The following is a 21,340-nucleotide window of genomic DNA, read 5'->3' as shown; positions in this document are numbered from 1 at the left end:
GGTCAAGCCGCCTTCAGCGGCAGACCCAGGATCTCGCGCGCCTGCTGCCAGGTCGCGACGGGACGCTCATATTTCTCGCAAAGATCCGCCGCCCGTTTTACAAGCGCCGCATTGGAAGGGGCAAGCGTGTCCCGGTCGAGGCGGATGTTGTCTTCCAGGCCGGTGCGGGTATGACCGCCTGAGGAAATGCACCACTCGTTGAGGGTGAACTGATGTTGGCCGATCCCGGCGGCACACCATTCGGCGTCCGGTACCAGCCGTTCAACGGTCTTGATGTAATAGTCGAAGACGTCCCGGTCGATGGGCATGGCATTCTTCACGCCCATGACGAACTGCACATAAAGCTTGCCGGGAATACGCCCGTCGCGGTTCATGGCAGCCGCCTGATGAATGTGGCTCAGGTCGAATGCCTCGATCTCCGGTTTCACATGATGGGTCCGCATCTCGCTGGCAAGCCAGTCGACCAGATCCGGCGGATTCTCATAGACCCGGGTCGGGAAATTGTTGGAGCCGACGGACAGCGACGCCATGTCGGGCTGAAGGGCAATCATGCCGCCGCGTTCCTTCCCGGCGCCCGAACGGCCTCCGGTCGAAAACTGGATGATCATGCCCGGGCAGTGTTTTTCCAGCCCTTCCTTGAGCCGCGCGAATTTCTCCGGATCCGAGGATGGCGTCTCATCGTTGTTGCGCACATGAGCGTGGACAATGGTCGCACCGGCCTCGAAGGCAGCCTGCGTGCTTTCCACCTGCTCCGTAACGGTGATCGGCACCGCCGGATTGTTTTCCTTCTTCGGCAGCGATCCGGTAATCGCGACGCAGATGATGCAGGGCTTGGACATGTTTCACGCCGCTCCGGTTTCGCTTGCGCCTGTCCCATCAAGGAGCGGCGATCGTTGCATAAGCCTCCCTCATCCTGAGGAAGCGCTTCAGCGCTGTCTCGAAGGATGGGCCGCATACTTTGAGTGCGCCGCCCATCCTTCGAGACGCTTGGCTTGGCCAAGCTCCTCAGGATGAGGAAGAGTGGTTTGTGCCTTCTCAGATATCGAAAAACACCGTTTCGTCCGGGCCTTGCAGCTTGACCTCGAAACGATAGACCGTCTTGCCGTCGCGCTCGGTCTTCCGGGCGATCAGGGTCTGGCGGCGCTTTTCCCATTCGATCAGGTTGATCACCGGGTCGGCCGCGTTGGCTTCGGTTTCGTCCTCGAAGTAAAGGCGGGTCTGAAGCCCGACATTGATGCCGCGTGCGACGATCCAGAGGCTGATATGGGGCGCGGAAACCTTGCCGTCCGGCAGCTTGACCGGGCCTGGCTTGACCGTGTCGAACCCCCATTCGCCGGTGTCGAAATCGGTGATGACACGGCCCCAGCCGCGAAACCCGTCTTCCACGTCGCCGGCATGTTCAGGATGGGCGTAAATGCCCTCGCTGTTGGCCTGCCAGGTTTCCAGCATCACGTCCTTGATCGGCGAGCCCATGCCATCGATGACGACACCTTCCACACGAATGCGCTCACCCTTGGCATTGGGGCCTGCGATATCCCAGCCCAGTTCCTGCCGATAGATGTCGAAACCGGCGGCGCCTGGCGCGAGGCCGATATGAACGTAAGGTCCGGCCGTCTGGGAAGGCGTTTCCTTCAGATAGTCGAGTTGCTGCGTCATGATCAGTTCCCCTCCGGCCGGTTTTCAAACAGGGTCGAGCGGCGTCCGCGCAGGACGATGTCGAACTTGTAGGCGATCGTGTCCAGCGGGATGGTGGCATTGAGGTCGAGCTTGGCGACCAGTTGCTCGATGGCCGCCGGATCGGGAATGGTGTTCACGATCGGGCATTTCGGAATGAGCGGATCGCCCTCGAAGTAGCATTGGGTGATCAGGCGCTGACAGAAGGCAGTGCCGAAGATAGACATGTGGATATGGGCCGGCCGCCAGTTGTTCACCCAGTTCCGCCAGGGGTAGGCGCCCGGTTTGATCGTGCGGAAATAGTAGTAGCCGTTCTCGTCGGTCAGGGTGCGGCCGCAGCCGCCGAAATTTGGGTCGATGGGCGCAAGATAGGTGTCCTTCTTGTGCCGGTAGCGTCCGCCCGCATTGGCCTGCCAGATCTCCACCAGGGTGTTCGGGATCGGCTTCGCGTTCTCGTCCAGCACCCTGCCATGCAGGATGATCCGCTCGCCGATCGCGCTTTCACCCGCCTTCGCGTAGTTGTAGATCAGGTCCTTGTCGAGCGGGTCGATATCGTTATGGCCGAAGGTCGGCCCGGTGATCTCGCTGACGTTGTTTTCCAGGCTGATCATCGAATATTGCGGCGAGCGCGACACGCTGGTCTTGTAGTCCGGCGTATGTGCCGGCGGATGCCACTCGCGGTCCCGCTGATAGAAAGGTCCGGGTTTCAACATCGATTTTCCTCCGTTAACCGCCTTTCGCGGTCAGCTTCTGGCCGCTGCGTTCCATTTCGGCGTAAGTTTCCTTGGCGATCTTGAGCGCCTGGTTGGCACGTGGCACGCCCGCATAGACCGCCACATGCTGAAACGCCTCGAGCACGTCCTGCTTGCTGGCGCCGGTGCGGGCGGTTGCCCGGATATGCATGGCAATCTCCTCGAAATTGCCGAGTGCCGCCAGAAGGGCGAGCGTCAGCATCGAACGCTCCCGCGGGCTGATGCCGTCCGACGCCCAAACCGTGCCCCAGGCACCCTCGGTGATCAGGGTCTGGAATGGTTCGTCAAGTGGCGTCTTGGCGGCTTCCGCCCGGTCGACATGTTCATCGCCAAGCACGGATCGCCTGACCTTCATGCCGGTTTCAAAACGCTCAGACATGGAGGTCCTCCTTCAGGAAAGTCATGAGATGGCCGGCAAAGACATCCGGCTTTTCGACGCAGGGCAGATGGCCCGCACCGGAAATTTCAACGTAGCGGCTGCCGGCGATGAGGTCCGCCGTGCCGCGCACCATGGCCGGTGGGCTGGCGAGGTCCTCGCTGCCGCCGATACCCAGTACCGGCAGGCGAAGTCCGGACGTGCTGTCCGTCAGATCTGCGCCGGCTATTGCTTCGCAGCAGCCGATGTAACCCTCTGTCGGGGTGCGAACCAGCATGTGGCGCCAGGCCAGGCATTCGGCCGTCTGGCGGAAATCTTCCGAAAACCAGCGCTCCAGAATGGCATCGGCAAGGCTCTCGATACCGCCTGCACGGATCCGGGCAATCCGGTCTTGCCACATGGCGGCTTCGCCCATTTTCGCGCCGGTGTTGGACAGTACCAGACCCTTGATGCGTTCCGGCTGCCGGTGCGAAAGGAGCTGACCGATCATGCCGCCGATGGAAAGCCCGACAAAAACACAGGAGCCGATCTGAAGGTGATCGAGCAGCTGTTGCGTGTCGCTGGCGAGATCGTCCATGGAGTAGGGGCTCTCGGGACAGGAGGATAGCCCGTGACCGCGCTTGTCGAAGCGGATCAGCCGGAGGCCTGTTTCCGGCAGAAGGTCGATGACCTTGTCCCAGAGCCGCAATTCCGTGCCGAGCGAATTGGCGAAGACGACAGGCGTGCCGTCCGGGTCGCCATCTTGGCGCCAGTGAATGTCGGCAGAAGGCAGACGCGCGATCTTCATCAGTAGGGCAGTCCCACATAGTTCTGCGCAAACCACTTCTGCGCGGTTTCATTGTGATGCAGAGACTCGATTTCCGCCCGCTGCATCTTCAGATCGAAATCCGACTGGTCCGGGAACCGGTGCAGCATGTTGGTGGTCGCCCAGCTGAAACGCTCCGCTTTCCAGATCCGAGCCAGGGCTTTCTCCGAATAGGTATCGATGCCATGGCTGTCCTTGTTCTGATAGTAATGCACCAGACCCTCGTAGAGGTAATGCACGTCGGAGGCGGCGGTGTTGAGGCCCTTGGCGCCTGTCGGCGGCACGATATGGGCGGCATCGCCGCACAGGAACAGACGGCCCCAGCGCATCGGCTCGCACACGAAGGACCTGAGTGGGGCAATGGATTTCTCGATAGAAGGTCCGGTCACCAGCTTGTCGGCAACCGCTTCCGGTAGCCGGCGTCTCAGTTCGTCCCAGAACTTCTCGTCGGTCCATTCGAAAATGTCGTCGCTGACATTGCACTGGACGTAGTAGCGCGACAGGTTTTCGTTACGCATGGAGCAAAGCGCGAAGCCGCGTGCCGAATTGGCATAGATGAGTTCTTCATGCACCGGCGGCGTCTCGGACAGAACGCCCAGCCAGCCGAAGGGAAACACCTTCTCGTAGTCCTTGCGCACGGTGTCGGGAATGGTCTTGCGGCTGACGCCGTGGAACCCGTCACAGCCCGCCACGAAATCGCAGTCGATGCGCCGCGCGCTGCCGTCCACGGTAAAGGTGACATAGGGCGCGTCCGTGTCCGCATCGCGGATTTCGACCCCCTCGACCTCGAAAATCGTCTGACCGCCAACTGCATCGCGGGCGTCATAAAGATCACGCGTGACTTCCGTCTGGCCGTAGACGACGACATTCTGGCCGATCAGCTTCTGGAAGTTGATGTCGAACATCTCGTTTTCGTACGAGATGCAGGTGCCGTCATGGACGAAGCATTCCTTGTCCATCCGCTCGGCCACGCCTGCCTCGCGCATCATGTTGACGAGACCCGTTTCCAGAATGCCGGCCCTGATGCGGCCAAGCACATATTCACGCGTCTTGCGCTCCAGAATGATGGTCTCGATACCCTTCAGATGAAGAAGCTGTCCGAGCAGCAGGCCGGACGGTCCACCGCCGACAATGACAACCTGAGTTCGCATCCGATCCTCCCTTGTTGAATTGATATTGAATGATCAAAATTGGGAAGTAAAATGAGATATTCGGCTTCTTTCTTTCCAAAATGAGAAATTAAATGATCGACCGACGCATCAAGTTCCGGCACATCCAGTGCTTCGTGGAGATTGCGCAGGAACGCAGCCTGAAACTGGCTGCCGACAAGTTGAATCTCACCCAGCCGGCGATCTCCAAAACGCTCAAGGAACTGGAAGACATCATCGGCGCCAGCCTGATGACGCGAAACCGGGCCGGCATCGCGCTGACCAAGCAGGGCAAGGTGTTTCTGCATTTCGCGCAGATCTCGCTGGCGAGCCTGCAGCAAGGCCTGGACGGGGTCGAGAAGGAAGGCGAACACGCCCGTGCGACCTTGAAGGTGGGCGTTCTGCCGAGTGTCGCGGCTAGCTTCATGCCCCCGGTCATCAAGGAGTTTTCCGAACTGGCACCTCATGTCATGGTCCAGATCATGGACGGCCCGCACGGCTACCTGATCGAACGGCTGAAGATGGGTGAACTCGACCTGGTGATCGGCCGGCTCGGCAGGCCGGTGTCCATGGAAGGCGTTTCCTTCACCCAGCTTTATTCCGAGCGGGTCGATGTGATCGTCCGGGTCGGGCACCCGCTTCTGGAAAGGCCGGACATCAAGCGTATTGTCGAATGGCCCGTGCTCTATCCGCCGGAGGGCGCGGCGATCCGGCCGCTGGTCGAGCGCTTCATGATCGCCAACGGGGTCGGCGAGATCCCGAACAAGATCGAAACGGTCTCGGGTGCTTTCGGCAGGGTCTATACCCGCAGGACTGACGCGGTCTGGATCATTTCGTCCGGCGTGGTGCAGAACGAAACCGCCGACGGCCACCTGGTCCGCCTGCCGTTCGACACCGACATGACAAAGGGGCCGGTCGGGCTGATGACCCGTCCGGGCACCCAGCCGGGAGCCGAGGAACAGGTTTTTCGTCTGGCGGTCCAGACCGTGATCGAGGAGCTGGGGCTGAGTTCCTGATCGTGTGGTGACGCTTACATCCGCGACGCACACCCCGCCAGAGCTGCGAAATCGTCATCAAGCAGATGAACCGGAATGCCGGAAACCAGCTTTTGCTGGCGGCCCTTCGCGCAAAAGGCATTGATGAATTCCGGTTCTGCCAGGAACCTTGCCAGGCTTCGGGTGACACCGCCTGTCAGCACGATGCCGCCAAGGGACAGGAACACCAGCGAGAGGTCGCCAATCACTCGGCCGAGAAATGTCACCCATTGCCGGGCTGCGCAAACGCAAAGCGGATCGGACCCGGAATTGGCGCGCTCCGCAATCTCAGCCGGTGACAAGTCGCGCGGCGACAGGCCCTGCTCCAGACAATACCACTCGTGAATTTCCTTGAGACCGCTTCCCGACAGCGCCCGTTCGACGGAGGCGCGCCCGCGGTTGAGCGCGAGGTAATTCCAGAGACGAAGTTCGTCTTCGGTTTCGACCGGCAAAGTCGAGTGACCGCATTCGCCGGTGCCGACATGAAATCCGGCAGGTGTCTGAAACAGGGCGGCAGCATTGAAACCGGTCCCCGCGCCGACGACGAGGCGCGTGGCGTTGCTGCGCAGTTTCTGGCTCGGTTCATAGACGGGCTGAAGCCGCTCCGTTGGGACCTTGTCCAGAGAATAGGCGAGCGCCTCGAAATCGTTCAGGAAGGTAATGTTCGCTCCGCCCAGAACCTTGCCGATGCAGTCGGCACTGAAGGTCCAGGGATGGTTTGTCATGCGGATCGCGGGGCCATCGATGGGGGCCGCGATGGCGATGACGGCAGACGCACAGGCCGGTCGCCCGGCTTCCGAAAGATAGGTGCCGATGGCCGCTTCCGGTGTTTCGAAATCCGCATTGCGGAACCGCGCGATGGTGTTTTCCAGAACGCGGCCGTTTTCGACCAGTGCCAGCCGGGTGTTGGTGCCGCCGATGTCGGCGGCAAGGCCTCGTTGAATGCTCATAGGCGGTTACCCGATACAATGTCGAAATAGGAAATCTTGGAAAGGTCGAAAGCGATCGGAACGCGCTGACCGGCGGTGACCGGCGCATCCGCCGACAGCCGGGCAACGGCTTCCGTTCCGCCAAGTTGAATGACCGCATAGGTGTCGGCGCCGGCCGGTTCGACCACGTCCAGAAGGCAATCGGCGCTTTGCAGGCTGCGGCCGTCGATGCCACCGGACCGCAAGCCAAGATCCGTCATCGCCTCCGGGCGAAGGCCGATGGTGAGCTCTGCCGTACCGCCGGCGGACAGCGTTTCCGGCCCCGGACCATAGTCGAACAGTTCCAGCGGCGGTCCTTCCGGTGTCGGGATCTGCAGCCGGAGATGGTCACCCTCGCGTGTAGCGGTGCCGGTCATCAGGTTCATGGACGGTGCGCCCATGAAGTCCGCGACAAAGGCATTTACCGGCTTGTTGTAGATCTCCTGCGGCGTGCCGATCTGCTGGACCACGCCGTCTTTCATCACCACGATCCGGCTGGCCAGCGTCATGGCTTCGATCTGGTCATGGGTGACGTAGACGATGGACGCGTTCGTTGTCTGATGGATACGCTTGATTTCCGTGCGCATGGTCACGCGCAGCTTGGCATCGAGATTGGACAGCGGTTCGTCGAACAGGAACAGCTTGGGTTCGCGCACAAGGGCCCGGCCCATGGCGACACGCTGGCGCTGTCCGCCGGAAAGTTCCGCCGGGCGGCGGTGCAGCAGGTGTTCGATCTTCAGAAGATCCGCGACCTCGGCCACCTTCCGTTTCTTCTCGGCCTCTTCGACCTTTCGGACTTCAAGGCCGAAGCCGATGTTGCGTTCCACGCTCATGTTGGGGAACAGGGCATATGACTGGAACACCATGGCGATATCCCGGTCGGCCGGTTCGTCGTTGGTGCGGTCCTTGCCGGCAATACGGATGGTGCCGGAGGTAATGTCGGTCAGTCCGGAAATGCAGCTCAGCAGGGTCGACTTGCCGCAACCGGATGGTCCGACCAGGACAAGAAACTCACCGGGCGCCATGGAGATGTCGATGTCCTTGAGGACATTCACGTCCCCGTATCTCTTCTGCAGGCGGCTGATTTGGAGGATGGGGTCTTGCGGCATTGCGGCGTTCATTCCTTGTCGGTCTCCTGCTGTGGTCAGCCCTTGACGGATCCGGCGACCAGTCCGGAGACGATGAATTTCTGGAAGGCGATGGCGAGTATGGCTGGCGGCAATGTCGCCAGAACGCCAACCGAGGCGATGACGCCGTAGTCGGTAACGCGCCCGGCGGAGAAATCCGCGATCGCCACAGGCAGGGTCTTCGCGCTGAGATCGTTGGTGAAGATCAGGGCGTAGAAGAACTCGTCCCAGGCCACCAGGAAGGACAGCATGGCGGTGGCGGCAATGGCCGGAAGGGCCAGCGGCAGCACCACCTGCCGGATGGTGTAGGCGGTTCCGGCACCTTCTATGAAGGCAGCCTGCTCCACTTCCACCGGCAGCACGTCGATATTGGCCTTCATCAGCCAGGTGGCGAAGGGCAGCAGCATGGCCGTATAGACGATGATCAGCGTCACCGTGTGGTTCAGCATGCCGAAGCTGCTGAAGGTCGAATAGAGCGGCAGCACATAGGTGATCGGCGGCATCATGATCGTTGCGAGAAAAGCGAACAACAGGACCATCGACGCCTGTCTTCTGGAAAAGGCATAGGCAGCCGGAATGGCGAGCAGAAGCGCGATGACGGTTGACCCGCCCGCTGTCAGGAGGGAATTCCGGAGTGCGCTCAAAAATCGCTCGCCGTTGCCGCCTTCAAGGCTGAGCAGGCTCGTGTAGCGGCTGAAGTCAAGTTCAGAGGGGACCCAGCGCAGCGGCACCTCGGTCAGGTCGGTCGGCGCGCTGATGCTCATGACGGCAAGCCAGAGCAGCGGGCCTGTTGTGAAGGCTGCCAGCAACAGGGCGCAGCCATAAAGCAGGATGGATTGAACGAGCGAGCGTTTCATGCCGCGCCTCCCGCCGTCTGCCGCTTGGTCGCGGAATAATAGAACACGATCAGAACGGCGCTGATCCCGGCAACCAGTACTGCATAGGAGGCCCCGCTGCCGCTTCTGAGGTAGTTGAAATATTCCTGGTAGACGTAAAAGCTCGCGGTCTTGGTGCTGTCCGCGGGGCCTCCGCCGGTCATCACGTAGATGATGTCGAAGACGCGGAAGGCCTCGATGGTTCGCAGCACCATGACAACCATTAATGGACCGGCGATCCAGGGCAGGGTGATCGAGCGGAACCGTTTCCAGGGCCCGGCACCTTCGATGGCTGCCGCCTTGTTGAGGTCACCGGGCACTGTCTGCAGGGCGGCCAGTGCCACATAGGCAACCAGCGGAAAGTTCTTCCAGACATCTGCCAGGATGACCATGTTCATGGCGGTCGCCGGATCGCCGATCCAGCTGCGGTAATCGGAAATGAGGCCCAGCTGGAACAGCAGGGAGTTCAGCGCGCCATAATCAGGGTGATAGATCAAGCGCCAGGCAACGGCGTTGACGATGGTCGGCACCGCCCAGGGCAGGATGATCAGAGCCCGAAGCAGCGTCCGGCCGCGGAATTCCTGGTTGAGCAGCACGGCAACCGCGACACCGAGAATGCCTTCCAGACCCACCGAGACGATGGTGAAGTAAAGCGTCCTGAAGAGGGCGTCCTGAAAATCCGGGTCGGTAAGCGCGTAGACGTAGTTTTCCAGGCCGATGAAATGCACCGGCTCGGGAAGAGCGGAAATGCGCGTGTCGGTGAAGCTCAGCCACAGTGTGTTGGCAAGCGGTATCAGCGTGACCAGCGCAAGCAAAGCCAGGGCCGGCGCCAGAAGGATCCATTTTTCACGTTTCTGGCGTCGGCCAAGCATGGTCAGTCTCCCGTCAATCGCAAACTTAGCGGATGCGCTTGACGCGGTCTGCGGCAGCTTCCAGGGCTTCATCCACACTTGCCTGGCCGAGCAGGACCTGATGGATGTTCTTCTGGAGAATGTCGGAGACTTCGGTGTAGGACGGCACCAGCGGACGCGGATACATGACAGCAATGGATTCTTTCGCCGCCGCGATCAGGTCTTCCTGACCTTCGATCACCTTCGGTTCGGAATAGGACGCCTTCCAGATCGGCAGGCTGAGCTTGGCATAGTTGTCCTGAACGTCCTTCTGGGTCAGGAAGGAGATATAGGCCCAGGCTTCATCCGCATGCGGGCTGTTGGCGGGAATGCCGAGACCCATGGAACCGTTGACGCTGGACGCGGTTGACTTGCCTTCGACACCTGGTGCCGGCGCTACCTTCACCTTGCCGGCGACCTTGCTTTCCTTCGGATCGTTGGCCAGGGCATTCATGTAGGTCCAGTTGAGGGCGAACGCCGCTTCGCCGTTGGAGAACACCCGGCGGACGTCTTCTTCGAAATATTCGCGTGAAGACGGGTTGCTCAGGCCTTCGTCCAGCGTTGCCTTCATGAAGGAAACGGCATCCTTGGCACCGCCTGCGGTAAAGGCCGGCTGGCCTTCATCGAAGAACGCGCCGTCATTGGCAGCAGTCAGGGTGGTGAAGTCGCAGATCATCGCCTCGGACTGGGACCAGCTCCAGACCAGCGGATATTCGACAATGCCCTTGTCCTTGATCTGCTTGGCCTGTTCCGCCAGTTCGGCCCAGGTCTTGGGCGGGGCGGAAATGCCAGCCTCTGCCAGCATGTCGGCATTGTAGAAGAGGTATTTCGTATCGAGGATCCAGGGCATGCCATAGCGCTTGCCGTCATATTCGACCGTCGTCCAGGCACCGTCGAAAACCTTGTCGGTATAGTCGGCCGGAATGCGGTCGGTGACATCCTGCAGGAAGCCGCGCGTTGCGAATTCGGCCGGCCAGATCACGTCGAACAGGACAACGTCATAGCCGTCATCGCCCGCACCTGCCGCTGCAATGATCTTGTCGTGCAGGGCTTCATAGGGAACGAATTCGAGCGCAACCGTGACGCCGGGATTTGCTTCCTCGAACTTGGCGGTCATCGACTTGATGTCGTCTTCGCTATAAGCCGCCTGGCTCATGAAAAGTGCATTCAGTGTGGTGTCGGCCAATGCCGTCGTGGTCATGGCGAGGGTCGCGAAGGCGGACCCCAAAATCATCTTTCCAAACGTGTTCATCTCGCCCTCCGGTTTTTGTGTAGGCAAAGCATCCTATGTTCGGTTTTTTTATTTTGTCAAATTGATAGAAAAAATAATTTCTGGTCTATTGGCGCCATGAACGACAGTGCTCCGATCCCCGCATCCTTCCGGACCAGCGGCACAAACCTGACCCGCGCCAAGACGCATAATCACCGCGTGGTGCTGGAAGTCATCCGCACGCGCGGTCCGATCGGTCGCACGGAAATATCTGAAATCACGTCGCTTTCCCGCCAGACGGTGCAAAACATCGTCGGCGAGCTGGAAAGCCGCGGCATTGTCGAGATGCACGCCCAGAAGGCCAGGGGCCGCGGCCACCCGGGCATGACGGTGCAGCTCAAGCCCGATCATGCCTACAGTCTCGGGTTTCATGTCGATCGTCTGTCAGTGACGGCGATTGCCTGCGATCTTCTGGGCAGCATCGTCTGGCAGTCGGCCGCCCCCATGGCCGCTGCCACGCCCGAGGCAGCCAACAGCCGGATCCTGTCGATGGCAGAAGAGTTCCGCGCGGCGCATCCCGGTATGGCCAAGTGTCTGTTCGGCGTCGGTCTTGCTGCTCCCGGCCCTTTTGAAACCGGATCGCAGACCTCCAGCGGCACCGATGCCACCACATTTTCGGATTTTGGCTCGCCGGAAAATCTCGCGCAGCTTCAGTCGGCGATCGGCTTGCCTGTCGTCCTTCAGAACGATGCGTCGGCCGCCGCGCTGGGCGAGCATGTTTACGGGATCGGCCGCAGCTTCAACAGCTTTGCCTTCATCCAGTTCGGTATGGGGCTTGGCGCCGGCTTCGTCCTGAACGGGGCGCTCTATCCGGGTGCGACGAAAAACGCCGGCGAAATCGGGCACGTTGTGATCGACCCGACAGGCCCGGCCTGTTCCTGCGGCAACACCGGCTGCCTGGAACGGTATCTGTCACTCAACGCGCTGTGTGAAAGGCTTGGACTGGAGCCGACGGAACCAGGCTCCGTTGGGCGGATCGAAGCCTTGTTCGCCGAAGGAGATCCGGCAGTCCTCGGCTGGATAGCCGATGTCGCGCCGCTCATGCGCCAGATGATCAACATGATCGAGATGATGCTCGACCCGGAAGCGCTGATCCTGGGTGGCATCATTTGTCCGGACTTCCTCCAGGCGCTGCTCGACAGTGCCTCCCCGCTTCCTCGCCGTCTCGACGGTTCGCTTGAAGAAGACAGGATCCGCATTGGTACGTCCGGTGCAACAGCGGTCGCCCTCGGTGCGACGGCCGCCGCCGTCGATGCGCTCTACGCCCCCTCGGTTTCGCACCTGCTGCTGTGAGAGCAAGCCTCTATGGAAACCCTCATACTGAGGAGGACCGTCAGGTCCGTCTCGAAGCATGGGCGGCAAATCCCGAACAGGCGGCCCATCCTTCGAGACGCCGCCAGAGCGGCTCCTCAGGATGAGGTTGGTGGGAAAGGGAGGCTGAATCGGAGAGAAGTTGTCGCTCAATTGGCAAGAAACTGCAGTTAACGGATCCATTGAAGCCACTGCGAAAGCGGTCACCCCGGACAAGCGCAGCGCAGATCCGGGGCCCACTCTCTGGGCTGCTTGCCGAAGCGGGTGGATGTCTTCAAAAGCCTTCGCTCCCAACCATATCTCTGGACATGAGCAGGCTCCGGGTCACCCTTCGGCCGCCCGGGGTGACAACCGGGATAGCGGCAAAGCTGCGTCAATCAGGACTGGTTAGGGTGCCGGAACGGGATGCGCGGTTGGTCCGCCCCTAACTCAGGCCCAGCATCTTCCGGATCTGCTCCTGGTCGGTCTCGCCGCCAGCGAAGTCGTCGAAAGCCTTGTCGGTGACTTCGATGATGTGGTGCTCGATAAAGGGTGCCCCTTCCGCAGCGCCCTGTTCGGGTGACTTCAGACAGCATTCCCATTCCAGGACGGCCCAGCTGTCATAGCCATGTTGGGCGAGCTTGGAGAAGATGCCGGAAAAATCCACCTGGCCATCACCCAGGGACCGGAACCGGCCCGCGCGGTTGACCCAGCCCTGATAGCCGGAATAGACGCCCTGGCGGCCGTCCGGATTGAACTCGGCATCCTTCACGTGATAGGCGCAGATGCGCTCGTGATAGATGTCGATGAACGCCAGATAATCGAGCTGCTGCAGCAGGAAGTGCGACGGATCGTAGTTGATCTGGCAGCGCGTGTGGCCTCCGAGCGCCTCCAGGAACATCTCGAAGGTGGCGCCGTCGAAGACGTCCTCGCCGGGATGGATTTCATAGCCGACATCGACACCGTTTTCGTCATAGACATCGAGGATCGGTTTCCAGCGTGCCGCCAGTTCCTTGAACGCTTCCTCGATCAGCCCCGCAGGCCGTTGCGGCCAGGGGTAGAGATAGGGAAACGCCAGCGAACCGGTGAAGCTGACGGAAGTAGTGAGGCCAAGCCGCTTGCTCGCAATCGCCGCCTTTTTCATCTGGTCGACCGCCCAGGCCTGCCGGGCCTTCGGATTGCCGTGCACTTGGGATGGTGCAAAGCCGTCAAAGGCCAGGTCATAGGCCGGGTGAACCGCCACGAGCTGGCCCTGCAGATGGGTTGAAAGCTCGGTAATCTCGACGCCGGCGTCCGCGCAGATGCCTTTGACCTCGTCGCAATAGGTTTCGCTTTCGGCGGCCTTGTCGAGGTCGAACAGGCGACTGTCGAAGGTCGGTATCTGAATGCCCTTGTAGCCGAGATCCGCAGCCCATTTGGCGATTGCGGGAAGCGAATTGAACGGAGCGTCGTCTCCGGCAAACTGGGCCAGGAAAATTGCGGGCCCCTTGATCAGTCCAGCCATGAATATCTCCTTAGAGTGTGAGCTCACGTGCCTTCCGGTGCGTATGAAAACCTGCTGAAATCGGCGGTCTTGCCTTGTCCGGTTATGTCGAAGGCCAGCATACCGACAAAGGCGCCGGTAAAGGAGCCGTGCTCACCGCGCCCGCCTTCATCCGAGATCACGCTGGCATCGAGTTCCGGTCCGAAAGGCGTCCAGTCGCGGCCTTGCTGGCGCCAGAAGAATTGCTGGCGGGCACCATCAACCTCAACGGCAAGCTCGACCGGTCCGCTGCCAAGCGCGACAGGGTTTGCCGGAAACGACATGCGTCCATCCGGCCAGTCGCCGGGGCAGGAAAGCAGCGTCAGGCAGCGGCCGAGCTGTTCCGTCCAGCTCACGCCCAGAAAATGGAACTTGTGACGGTTGTAATAGGTCGTCAGTCCGGCCGCCTGCTGGTAGGTCGTTGGCGCAAAATCGGTGAGCGTGGTTTCCACGCGGTAGCCGAGGTGCTCCTGGCGCCGGGCAACCAGCGACTGCTCGTACCAGCTGCCGATGCTTTCCCGGCCGATGAGGCGCAGGGCCGTTCCCGTCAGCGTGAACAGCCGCTCCGGATAAGGCGTGCGCAGCCACTGGAACTCCGGCGGCAGGATTTCCCCAGTGAAAACGCGCTCCACGCGTTGAGCGGGGCGAGGTTCTGTCGCCGTCAGACCCGGCACCTCAACCTTCGGAACCATGCCGCCGTCTTCCAGGTAAAGCCAGCCGTCCTCCCGCCAGACGCATTTCTGGATCGCGGTCTCCCGTCCCAGAGGCGAGAACCGTCCGGGCAGGGGCCGGGAACACAGATGGGTGTGGTAGACGTCGCCATCCGGCGTTTCGACAATCTGGCCATGGCCTGCCCGTTGCAGCGGCGCGACCGGATCGTCCTTGGCGGTGATGAGGTGGGTTTGCGGGTGAAGCTCGTACGGCCCGTCGATGGACCGTGACCGGGCCATGGTAACGGCGTGCCCGTAGCCGGTGCCGCCTTCGGCGACTGTCAGGTAGTACCAGCCGCCGCGCTTGTGAAGATGTGGACCTTCCGTCAGACCGTGCGGGCTTCCGGAAAAGATCTTGCGGATCTCGCCTTTCAGGCCTTCGATTTCCGACCATTCCTGCAGCAGGATGCCGTCGAAGGCCGGATGGCGCGGATGCCCGCCGACGGAATTTGAAATGTGGTTCCATTGCAGGACCAGGAACCATTTGCGGCCATCGTCGTCGTGATACAGCGACGGATCGAACCCGTGTGAGCTGACGTAGATCGGGTCGCTCCACGGCCCCTCGATGGAAGGGGCCGTGACGATGTAGTTATGCGCGTCCTTGAAATTCCCATCCAGCCGTTTGACGTCCGTATAGACCAGCCAGAACCGCCCGTCCGCGTAGGAAAGACACGGTGCCCAGATGCCGCCGCTGTCCGGATTGCCGCGCATGTCGAGCTGGCTTGCCCGGCTGAGGGGCCGGCAGGCCAGATCCCAGTTGACCAGGTCTTTCGACCGGTGAATCTGGACGCCCGGATACCATTCGAAGGTCGATGTGGCGATGAAATAGTCATCGCCCGCACGGCAGATCGAGGGATCCGGGTTGAACCCCGGCAGGATGGGATTTCGGATCATTTCCGGCTGGGTCCTTTCCGTTCAGCCGAGGCCGCCCACAGGTTGATATCCGCCTCGCGGGTGGTTTCCTCGATCAGCTTCAGCTCCTCGTCGGAAAACTGGAGATTGGCGACAGCTCCGACGCAGTCCTTTACCTGGCTGCCCCGGCTCGCACCGATCAGGGCCGTTGTGACCCGGCCTTTGCGCAGTACCCAGGCAAGGGCCATCTGCGCCAGCGTCTGGCCGCGCTTTTCGGCAATGTCGTTGAGAGCCCGGATGGTGGCGAGGTTGTCTTCGCTCAGGAACTGGGTCTTCAGCGATTTGCCCTGGTTCGCCCGGCTGTCTTCCGGAATGCCCTTCAGATATTTGCTGGTCAGCATGCCCTGGGCCAGCGGCGAGAAGGCAATGGAACCGATGCCAAGGTCATCGAGCGTATCCAGAAGCCCGTCTTCCTCGACCCAGCGGTTGATCATGGAATAGCTCGGCTGATGGATCAGGCACGGTGTGCCCAGCTCCTTCAGGATGGCGGCGGCTTCCCGTGTCCGTTTGGAATTATAGGACGAGATGCCGACATAAAGCGCTCGTCCGGACCGCACGATGTGGTCGAGGGCCATCATGGTCTCTTCCAGCGGTGTGTCCGGGTCGAAGCGGTGCGAATAGAAGATATCGACATAGTCGAGGCCCATCCGCTTCAAGGACTGGTCGCAGGACGCGATCAGGTATTTGCGGCTGCCCCACTCGCCATAAGGCCCGGGCCACATCTCATAACCGGCCTTGGACGAAATGATCATCTCGTCCCGGTAAGGCGCAAAATCCGTCCGCAGCAGTTCACCGAAGGCGGTTTCCGCCGAACCCGGCTTGGGGCCGTAATTGTTGGCAAGATCGAAATGGGTGATGCCGAGATCGAAGGCGGTCCGGGCAATCTCCCTTTTCTTGTCGAGCGGCGTATCGTCGCCGAAATTGTGCCAAAGGCCAAGCGAGATCACCGGCAGTTTCAGGCCGGATTTCCCGCATCGGCGGTATTCCATGGTGTCGTAGCGCGTTTCCGCTGCTGTCCAGGTCATAGGGTATCCCGTTATATTAAAAGGCCTTTTGCCGCCTGCGGGTCCAGGGCTTCCGGGCGCTCGCAGGTGGTTTTGATGTCAATGAAAGTCCCACTCTCGCCAGAAGCGAGAATCGACGTCATCACATCGACAACATGCAGAGCAAATTCCAAAGAGCAACGGTGCGGCCGATTTTCCAGGATGGCGAGGGCCATATCGGCCAGGCCCGCCGTGCGGTAATTGGCGTGGCCACGGTCGTTTGATTTGGAGAACGGATGGTTCCAGGCTTCCGACAGGGTCACAAAACTGCCCTTGTCCGTCATGCGCACTTCACCACCGAAGAAATTCGGATCCGGCACATGCAGCGTGCCGGAACGGCCGTAAAGCTCCATGTTGGAATGGCCGTGCTGCCACACGTCCCAGCTGGCGCAATAGGTGATCTGGGCGCCGGACTGGAACTGCATCACTGCGTGGATCGTCGTCGGTGTTTCCACCTTGATCTTTTCGCCGTTGCGCGGCTCGGAGGTGATGGTGCGATATTCAGATCCGGCGGAACTCATTGCACAGACCCGCTTCACCGGTCCAAGTAGCTGCACCAGGTTGGAAACGTAGTAAGGCCCGAGATCGAGGATCGGGCCACCACCCGTCTGGAAGAAGAAGTCCGGGTTCGGGTGCCACATTTCCATGCCCGGGCTCTGCACGAAACAGGTGCCTGACGTCACCTTGCCGATGGCGTCACTATCGATCAGGTGCCGGGCAAGCTGGTGTGCTCCGCCCAGGAAGGTGTCGGGGGCCGACCCGACCCTGAGGCCTTTTTCCTTCGCAATCGCGGCAAGGGATTCGCCCTCTTCCAGGCTGAGCACGAACGGCTTTTCCGAATAGACATGCTTGCCGGCTTCCAGCACGCGTCTGGAGACTTCGTAGTGAACGGCCGGAACCGTCAGGTTGACGATGATGTCGATATCGCTTGCCGCCAGCAGGCCGTCGACGGTTTCGGCTCTCAGGCCGAATTCCTCGGCACGTGCTTTTGCGGCAGCTTCATTGATGTCGGCGCAGGCGCGCACCTCGATGCCCTTGAAGAGCGGAGAGAGGCGCATGTAGGCGGCCGAAATGTTTCCGCATCCGAGGATGCCGATGCCAAGTGTCTTGCTCATAGGGTTACCTCAGTAGGTGCGGAAGGCCGCAACGGAGCGGGTGGCGAAACGGTCGAAGTCGGAAGGCTTGTCGTGTTCCATGACGAAGAGATCGACCCCGACGCCACGAAGCGCCGACATGATGCCCTTCCAGTCCATGGTGCCCTGGCCGACGTCCGCCCAGCCGTCCTCGTCGGCACATTCGCCCTCTGGCGCAATGTCCTTCACGTGGGCCGTGGTGATGCGGCTGGCGTATTTTTCGATCCAGTCGAGCGGGTCCTGATTGCCGCGCACGATCCAGGCAATATCGGCTTCCCATTCGATGGAAGGGGCGGCCTCCATCAGGATGTCCATCGGCAGGCGGCCATCGGCGCAGGCATTAAATTCGAAATCGTGGTTATGCCAACCGAACCGCAGGCCGGCATCGCGGACCTTTTGACCGATGGCTTCCAGCCGCTCGGCGATGGACTGCCACATGGCCGCATCCGGAATGCGTTGCTCGGGCGGCACGGCGGGAACGAAGATCCTTTTCATACCAAGGGTCTGAGCAGTGCTGATCACCTTGGCAAGGTCGTCTTCGAACTGCTCCATCGGAAAGAAATGGCCCGACGGCATCTTGAGGCCCTGGGCGTCGAGCATGTCGCGAAAGGCCGCCGGGTTCTCGTAGTTTCCGCCGAACCCCTCGACCTGGGTATAGCCGAGGTCCGCAAGCCGCTTGAGAACGCCGTCCCATGGGGTGAATTCGCGGGCTGAATAGAGCTGGAATGAAATATCCATCTTGATTGTCCTGAAGTGGTTAGGGACCGGCCTAGAGCCGGGATTCCGAGGTTTTGTCGAAAAGATTGGCGCGGGCGGGATCGAACCCGACCGTGATTGCGTCGCCGTGCCGGATGTTCGCCTGACCGTCCATGCGCACCCACAGCGTCTGGTCACCGGTGGTGAAGCGGACAAGCGTGTCCGAACCGAGCGGCTCCACCAGTTCCACCTGCCCGTCCAACCGAACGAGCGCGGTGTCTGCTTCCGCGCCGCTGACCATGTGTTCCGGACGGATGCCGAACCAGGCAGCGCCTGTTGCAGGTGGGCCGTTCTGGAAGGTGTATCCGTCAAGCGAGAAGGTCTTTCCGCCTGATGTGAACCGGTAGTTTCCGCCGGCTTCTTCCAGCTCTCCTTCAAAGAAATTCATGGTCGGCGAACCGATGAACTCGGCCACATATTTGTTGGCCGGCCGGTTGTAGATCTCGTTGGGCGAGGCCAGCTGCAGGATCTGGCCACCACGCATGATGGCAATCCGGTCGGCCAGCGTCATGGCCTCGATCTGGTCGTGGGTGACATAGATCATGGTGTTGGACAGCTTCTGGTGCAGCTGCTTGATCTCGACCCGCAGGTCCGCCCGCAGCTTGGCGTCCAGGTTCGACAGCGGTTCGTCGAACAGGAAAACGTCGGCATCGCGCACCAGAGCCCGGCCGATGGCGGCACGCTGACGCTGGCCACCGGAAAGGGCGGCCGGCTTGCGGTTGAGCAGCGGTTCGATCTGCAGGACCTTTGCAGCCCGGTTCACCCGCTCCTGGATTTCCGCCTTGGGCAGGCCCGCGTTCTTCAGGCCGAAGCTCAGATTCCCGGCAACGGTCATCTGCGGGTAGAGCGCATAGGACTGGAACACCATGCCGATGCCGCGCTGGGAAGGCTCCTCCCAGGTCACGTTGCGCCCGCCGATGAAGATCTGCCCGCCGGTCACGTCCAGCAGCCCGGCAATGCAGTTCAAAAGGGTTGATTTTCCGCAGCCCGAAGAGCCGAGCAGCACGAGAAATTCACCCTGGCCGACATCGAGGTTGAGATCCTTCAGAACATCCAGGCTTCCGAAACTCAGGGAAAGGTTATTGATGGAGATACTTGGTTCCATGGGTCGTCTCGTTAGCCTTTCACCGCACCGGCGGCGATGCCGCGCACGAAGAGTTTTCCGGAGATGAAGTAGATGGTGAGGGGAACGAGGCCGGTCAGAATGGTCGCGGCCATGTTGACGTTGTATTCCTTCACCCCTTGCGTGGAATTGACGATGTTGTTGAGCTGCACCGTCATCGGATAAAGGTCCGGCTTGGTGTAGATCACGCCGAACAGGAAGTCGTTCCAGATGCCGGTCACCTGCAGGATCATGGCGACAACGAAGATCGGCAGGCTCATCGGCACCATGATCTGGAAGTAGATCGCCCAGAATCCGGCCCCGTCCACGCGCGCCGCCTTGAACAGCTCCTGCGGCACGGAGGCGAAATAGTTGCGGAACAGCAGCGTCAGGATCGGCATGCCAAAGATGGTGTGCACGATCACCAGCCCGGTCAGGCTGCCGTAAAGGCCGATTTCCCGCAGCATGATCACGATCGGATAGATCATCACCTGGTAGGGAATGAAGGCCCCGACGATCAGGATCGTGAAGAAGGTTTCCGAACCCTTGAAGCGCCAGTTGGCAAGCGCATATCCGTTTACCGAGGCAATCGCGATCGACAGGATCACGGACGGGATCAGGATCTTGACCGAATTGAAGAAGCCGCGTGACAGGCCATCGCAGTTGAGGCCGGTGCAGGCTTCCGCCCAGGCCTTCACCCAGGGCTGGAAGGTGATCTCCACGGGAGGTGAGAATATGTTGCCAAGCCGGATCTCCGGCATGCCCTTCAGCGAGGTGACGATCATCACGTAGAGCGGCAGCAGGTAATAGAGGCAGACGACGATCAGCGTGCCGTAAATCAGGATGTTCCTGCGGGACAGCGCCTTGCGTGGCTTGCGGCCGGCGGGGCCTTCGACCATCCGGCTGCCGGATGGTGTGCCGTCGCCGTGGCGGAGCGCCCGGTCGGGGCCGGCTTCGGCCGGGCCGGCATCGTATTTCATCGAGCCTTTGAGGAGGTGGGGCGTCTTGGTCATTTGCGCTTGCCTCCGAACTCGAGATAGGCCCAGGGCACAACGATAATGACGACCGTCAGCAGCATCATGGTGGAGGCGGCAAAGCCCTGGCCGAGGTTCTGCGACAGGAACATGGCGTCATAGACGTATTTGGCCGGAACTTCGGAGGAGATGCCGGGCCCCCCGCCGGTCTGGGCGACGACCAGGTCGTAGACCTTGATGATGCCGGAGGCGATCAGCACGATTGCGGTGATGAAGATGCCGCGCATCATCGGAATGACGATGAACAGATAGGTCTTCCACATCGGGATGCCGTCGATCTTGGCGGCCTTCCAGATGTCTTCGTCAATCCCCCGAAGACCCGCCAGCATCAGGCACATGATGAGCCCGGTTCCCTGCCAAAGGCCGGCGATGAGGATGCCATAGATGACGATCTCGGGATTGTAGAGCGGGTCGAAATTGAAACTCTCCCAGCCGAGGCTGCGAACCACGTGCTGGATGCCGAAGTCGGGATTGAGAATCCACTGCCATGCCAGGCCCGTGACGATGAAGCTGAGCGCGAAAGGATAGAGCAGGATTGTTCTGAACGTGTCCTCGAACCGGATCTTCTGGTCGAGCAGGGCCGCCAGCATGAAGCCGATCAGCAGCGAGAAAATCAGCGAGAAGGCTCCGTAGATGGCCAGGTTCTCGATGGAGATCAGCCACTTGCTGCTGCTCCACAGCCGGTCGTACTGGGCAAGGCCGACGAATTTCTCACGCGGCAGGAGCTTGGAGTTGGTGAAGGAATAAAGAACCGTCCAGGCGGTTCCGCCGATGAAGACCACCACGGCGGTGATGATCATCGGAACCGCGGCCACCTTGGCGCTGATGTTCCGATGCCACCTCGCGGGGCGCGTAGCTGCGGCCATGCCGAAAACTTCCTTGTCGAGACGTCCAGGGTGATGTCGGGCGTTCCCTGCGC

21 protein-coding genes are annotated in these 21,340 nt (G+C 60.8%); 2 read left to right on the top strand and 19 right to left on the bottom strand.

Annotation, left to right across the window (positions count from 1 at the left end; translation table 11 throughout):
* Positions 1-2 precede the first annotated feature (2 nt).
* From B0E33_RS11175 to pobA, 6 genes are all read right to left on the bottom strand, one after another.
* On the bottom strand, positions 3-839 hold the full coding sequence (locus B0E33_RS11175) for a 3-oxoadipate:acetyl-CoA acetyltransferase (RefSeq protein ID WP_077291257.1): 837 nt from the start codon (positions 837-839) through the stop codon (positions 3-5).
* A gap of 196 nt (positions 840-1,035) precedes the next feature.
* Positions 1,036-1,656, bottom strand: coding sequence for a protocatechuate 3,4-dioxygenase subunit alpha (gene pcaG, locus B0E33_RS11170; RefSeq protein WP_075284651.1), 621 nt, complete (start codon positions 1,654-1,656; stop codon positions 1,036-1,038).
* Between the two features lie 2 nt (positions 1,657-1,658).
* The gene (pcaH, locus tag B0E33_RS11165; RefSeq protein ID WP_055656871.1) at positions 1,659-2,387 is read right to left on the bottom strand and encodes a protocatechuate 3,4-dioxygenase subunit beta; all 729 of its coding nucleotides are present in this window, start codon (positions 2,385-2,387) and stop codon (positions 1,659-1,661) included.
* 13 nt (positions 2,388-2,400) lie between these two features.
* Complete coding sequence (pcaC, locus tag B0E33_RS11160) at positions 2,401-2,805, bottom strand: 4-carboxymuconolactone decarboxylase (RefSeq protein ID WP_077291256.1); 405 nt, start codon at positions 2,803-2,805, stop codon at positions 2,401-2,403.
* Positions 2,798-3,589, bottom strand: coding sequence for a 3-oxoadipate enol-lactonase (pcaD, locus tag B0E33_RS11155; RefSeq protein ID WP_055656872.1), 792 nt, complete (start codon positions 3,587-3,589; stop codon positions 2,798-2,800). The genes pcaC and pcaD overlap by 8 nt, the downstream gene beginning before the upstream one ends.
* A complete protein-coding gene (pobA, locus tag B0E33_RS11150; RefSeq protein ID WP_077291255.1) occupies positions 3,589-4,758 on the bottom strand; it encodes a 4-hydroxybenzoate 3-monooxygenase in 1,170 nt (389 codons plus the stop codon). Before pobA ends, pcaD begins: the two co-directional genes overlap by 1 nt.
* Positions 4,759-4,850: 92 nt before the next feature.
* On the opposite strand from pobA, the gene pcaQ reads away from it, so the two are divergent.
* Complete coding sequence (pcaQ, locus tag B0E33_RS11145) at positions 4,851-5,771, top strand: pca operon transcription factor PcaQ (RefSeq protein ID WP_077291254.1); 921 nt, start codon at positions 4,851-4,853, stop codon at positions 5,769-5,771.
* 14 nt (positions 5,772-5,785) lie between these two features.
* Here pcaQ and B0E33_RS11140 read toward each other — a convergent pair whose 3' ends face one another.
* From B0E33_RS11140 to B0E33_RS11120, 5 genes are read right to left on the bottom strand one after another with little or no spacing between them, the layout of a single operon-like run.
* Positions 5,786-6,739, bottom strand: a complete 954-nt coding sequence (locus B0E33_RS11140) for a glucokinase (RefSeq protein ID WP_077291253.1) — start codon at positions 6,737-6,739, stop codon at positions 5,786-5,788.
* A complete protein-coding gene (locus B0E33_RS11135) occupies positions 6,736-7,878 on the bottom strand; it encodes an ABC transporter ATP-binding protein (RefSeq protein ID WP_077291252.1) in 1,143 nt (380 codons plus the stop codon). Before B0E33_RS11135 ends, B0E33_RS11140 begins: the two co-directional genes overlap by 4 nt.
* 23 nt (positions 7,879-7,901) lie before the next feature.
* Complete coding sequence (locus B0E33_RS11130; RefSeq protein ID WP_077291251.1) at positions 7,902-8,741, bottom strand: carbohydrate ABC transporter permease; 840 nt, start codon at positions 8,739-8,741, stop codon at positions 7,902-7,904.
* Positions 8,738-9,631 carry a carbohydrate ABC transporter permease gene (locus tag B0E33_RS11125; RefSeq protein WP_022999290.1) on the bottom strand — a complete coding sequence of 298 codons (894 nt, stop codon included), beginning with the start codon at positions 9,629-9,631 and terminating at the stop codon, positions 8,738-8,740. Before B0E33_RS11125 ends, B0E33_RS11130 begins: the two co-directional genes overlap by 4 nt.
* 25 nt (positions 9,632-9,656) lie before the next feature.
* Complete coding sequence (locus tag B0E33_RS11120) at positions 9,657-10,901, bottom strand: extracellular solute-binding protein (protein WP_062491147.1); 1,245 nt, start codon at positions 10,899-10,901, stop codon at positions 9,657-9,659.
* A gap of 96 nt (positions 10,902-10,997) precedes the next feature.
* Between B0E33_RS11120 and B0E33_RS11115 the strand changes: the two genes are divergently transcribed.
* Positions 10,998-12,212, top strand: a complete 1,215-nt coding sequence (locus B0E33_RS11115) for an ROK family transcriptional regulator (protein ID WP_077291250.1) — start codon at positions 10,998-11,000, stop codon at positions 12,210-12,212.
* A gap of 442 nt (positions 12,213-12,654) precedes the next feature.
* Here the strand turns inward: B0E33_RS11115 and B0E33_RS11110 are convergent, their stop codons facing one another.
* The 8 genes from B0E33_RS11110 to B0E33_RS11075 all read right to left on the bottom strand — a co-directional run bounded on the left by B0E33_RS11110 (position 12,655) and on the right by B0E33_RS11075 (position 21,287).
* The gene (locus B0E33_RS11110) at positions 12,655-13,713 is read right to left on the bottom strand and encodes a sugar phosphate isomerase/epimerase family protein (RefSeq protein WP_077291249.1); all 1,059 of its coding nucleotides are present in this window, start codon (positions 13,711-13,713) and stop codon (positions 12,655-12,657) included.
* Between the two features lie 23 nt (positions 13,714-13,736).
* Positions 13,737-15,335, bottom strand: a complete 1,599-nt coding sequence (locus B0E33_RS11105; protein ID WP_077291248.1) for a glycoside hydrolase family 43 protein — start codon at positions 15,333-15,335, stop codon at positions 13,737-13,739.
* Complete coding sequence (mgrA, locus tag B0E33_RS11100) at positions 15,332-16,378, bottom strand: L-glyceraldehyde 3-phosphate reductase (RefSeq protein ID WP_022999286.1); 1,047 nt, start codon at positions 16,376-16,378, stop codon at positions 15,332-15,334. Before mgrA ends, B0E33_RS11105 begins: the two co-directional genes overlap by 4 nt.
* An 11-nt stretch (positions 16,379-16,389) precedes the next feature.
* Positions 16,390-17,511, bottom strand: coding sequence for a Gfo/Idh/MocA family protein (locus B0E33_RS11095; RefSeq protein ID WP_077291247.1), 1,122 nt, complete (start codon positions 17,509-17,511; stop codon positions 16,390-16,392).
* A gap of 9 nt (positions 17,512-17,520) precedes the next feature.
* Positions 17,521-18,267, bottom strand: coding sequence for a sugar phosphate isomerase/epimerase family protein (locus B0E33_RS11090; RefSeq protein WP_077291246.1), 747 nt, complete (start codon positions 18,265-18,267; stop codon positions 17,521-17,523).
* Positions 18,268-18,298: 31 nt separating this feature from the next.
* Positions 18,299-19,390: an ABC transporter ATP-binding protein gene (locus B0E33_RS11085; protein WP_077291245.1), complete on the bottom strand. Its 1,092-nt coding sequence runs from the start codon at positions 19,388-19,390 to the stop codon at positions 18,299-18,301.
* Positions 19,391-19,401: 11 nt separating this feature from the next.
* A complete protein-coding gene (locus tag B0E33_RS11080; RefSeq protein ID WP_031268755.1) occupies positions 19,402-20,286 on the bottom strand; it encodes a carbohydrate ABC transporter permease in 885 nt (294 codons plus the stop codon).
* Positions 20,287-20,396: 110 nt separating this feature from the next.
* Positions 20,397-21,287 carry a carbohydrate ABC transporter permease gene (locus tag B0E33_RS11075; RefSeq protein ID WP_055656892.1) on the bottom strand — a complete coding sequence of 297 codons (891 nt, stop codon included), beginning with the start codon at positions 21,285-21,287 and terminating at the stop codon, positions 20,397-20,399.
* Positions 21,288-21,340: the final 53 nt, after the last annotated feature.

This window comes from Roseibium algicola (assembly GCF_001999245.1).
In the GTDB taxonomy this organism is placed as follows: domain Bacteria; phylum Pseudomonadota; class Alphaproteobacteria; order Rhizobiales; family Stappiaceae; genus Roseibium; species Roseibium algicola.
Note: the sequence above shows the minus strand (reverse complement) of the source record. Positions and strands in the feature narration are given on the sequence as shown.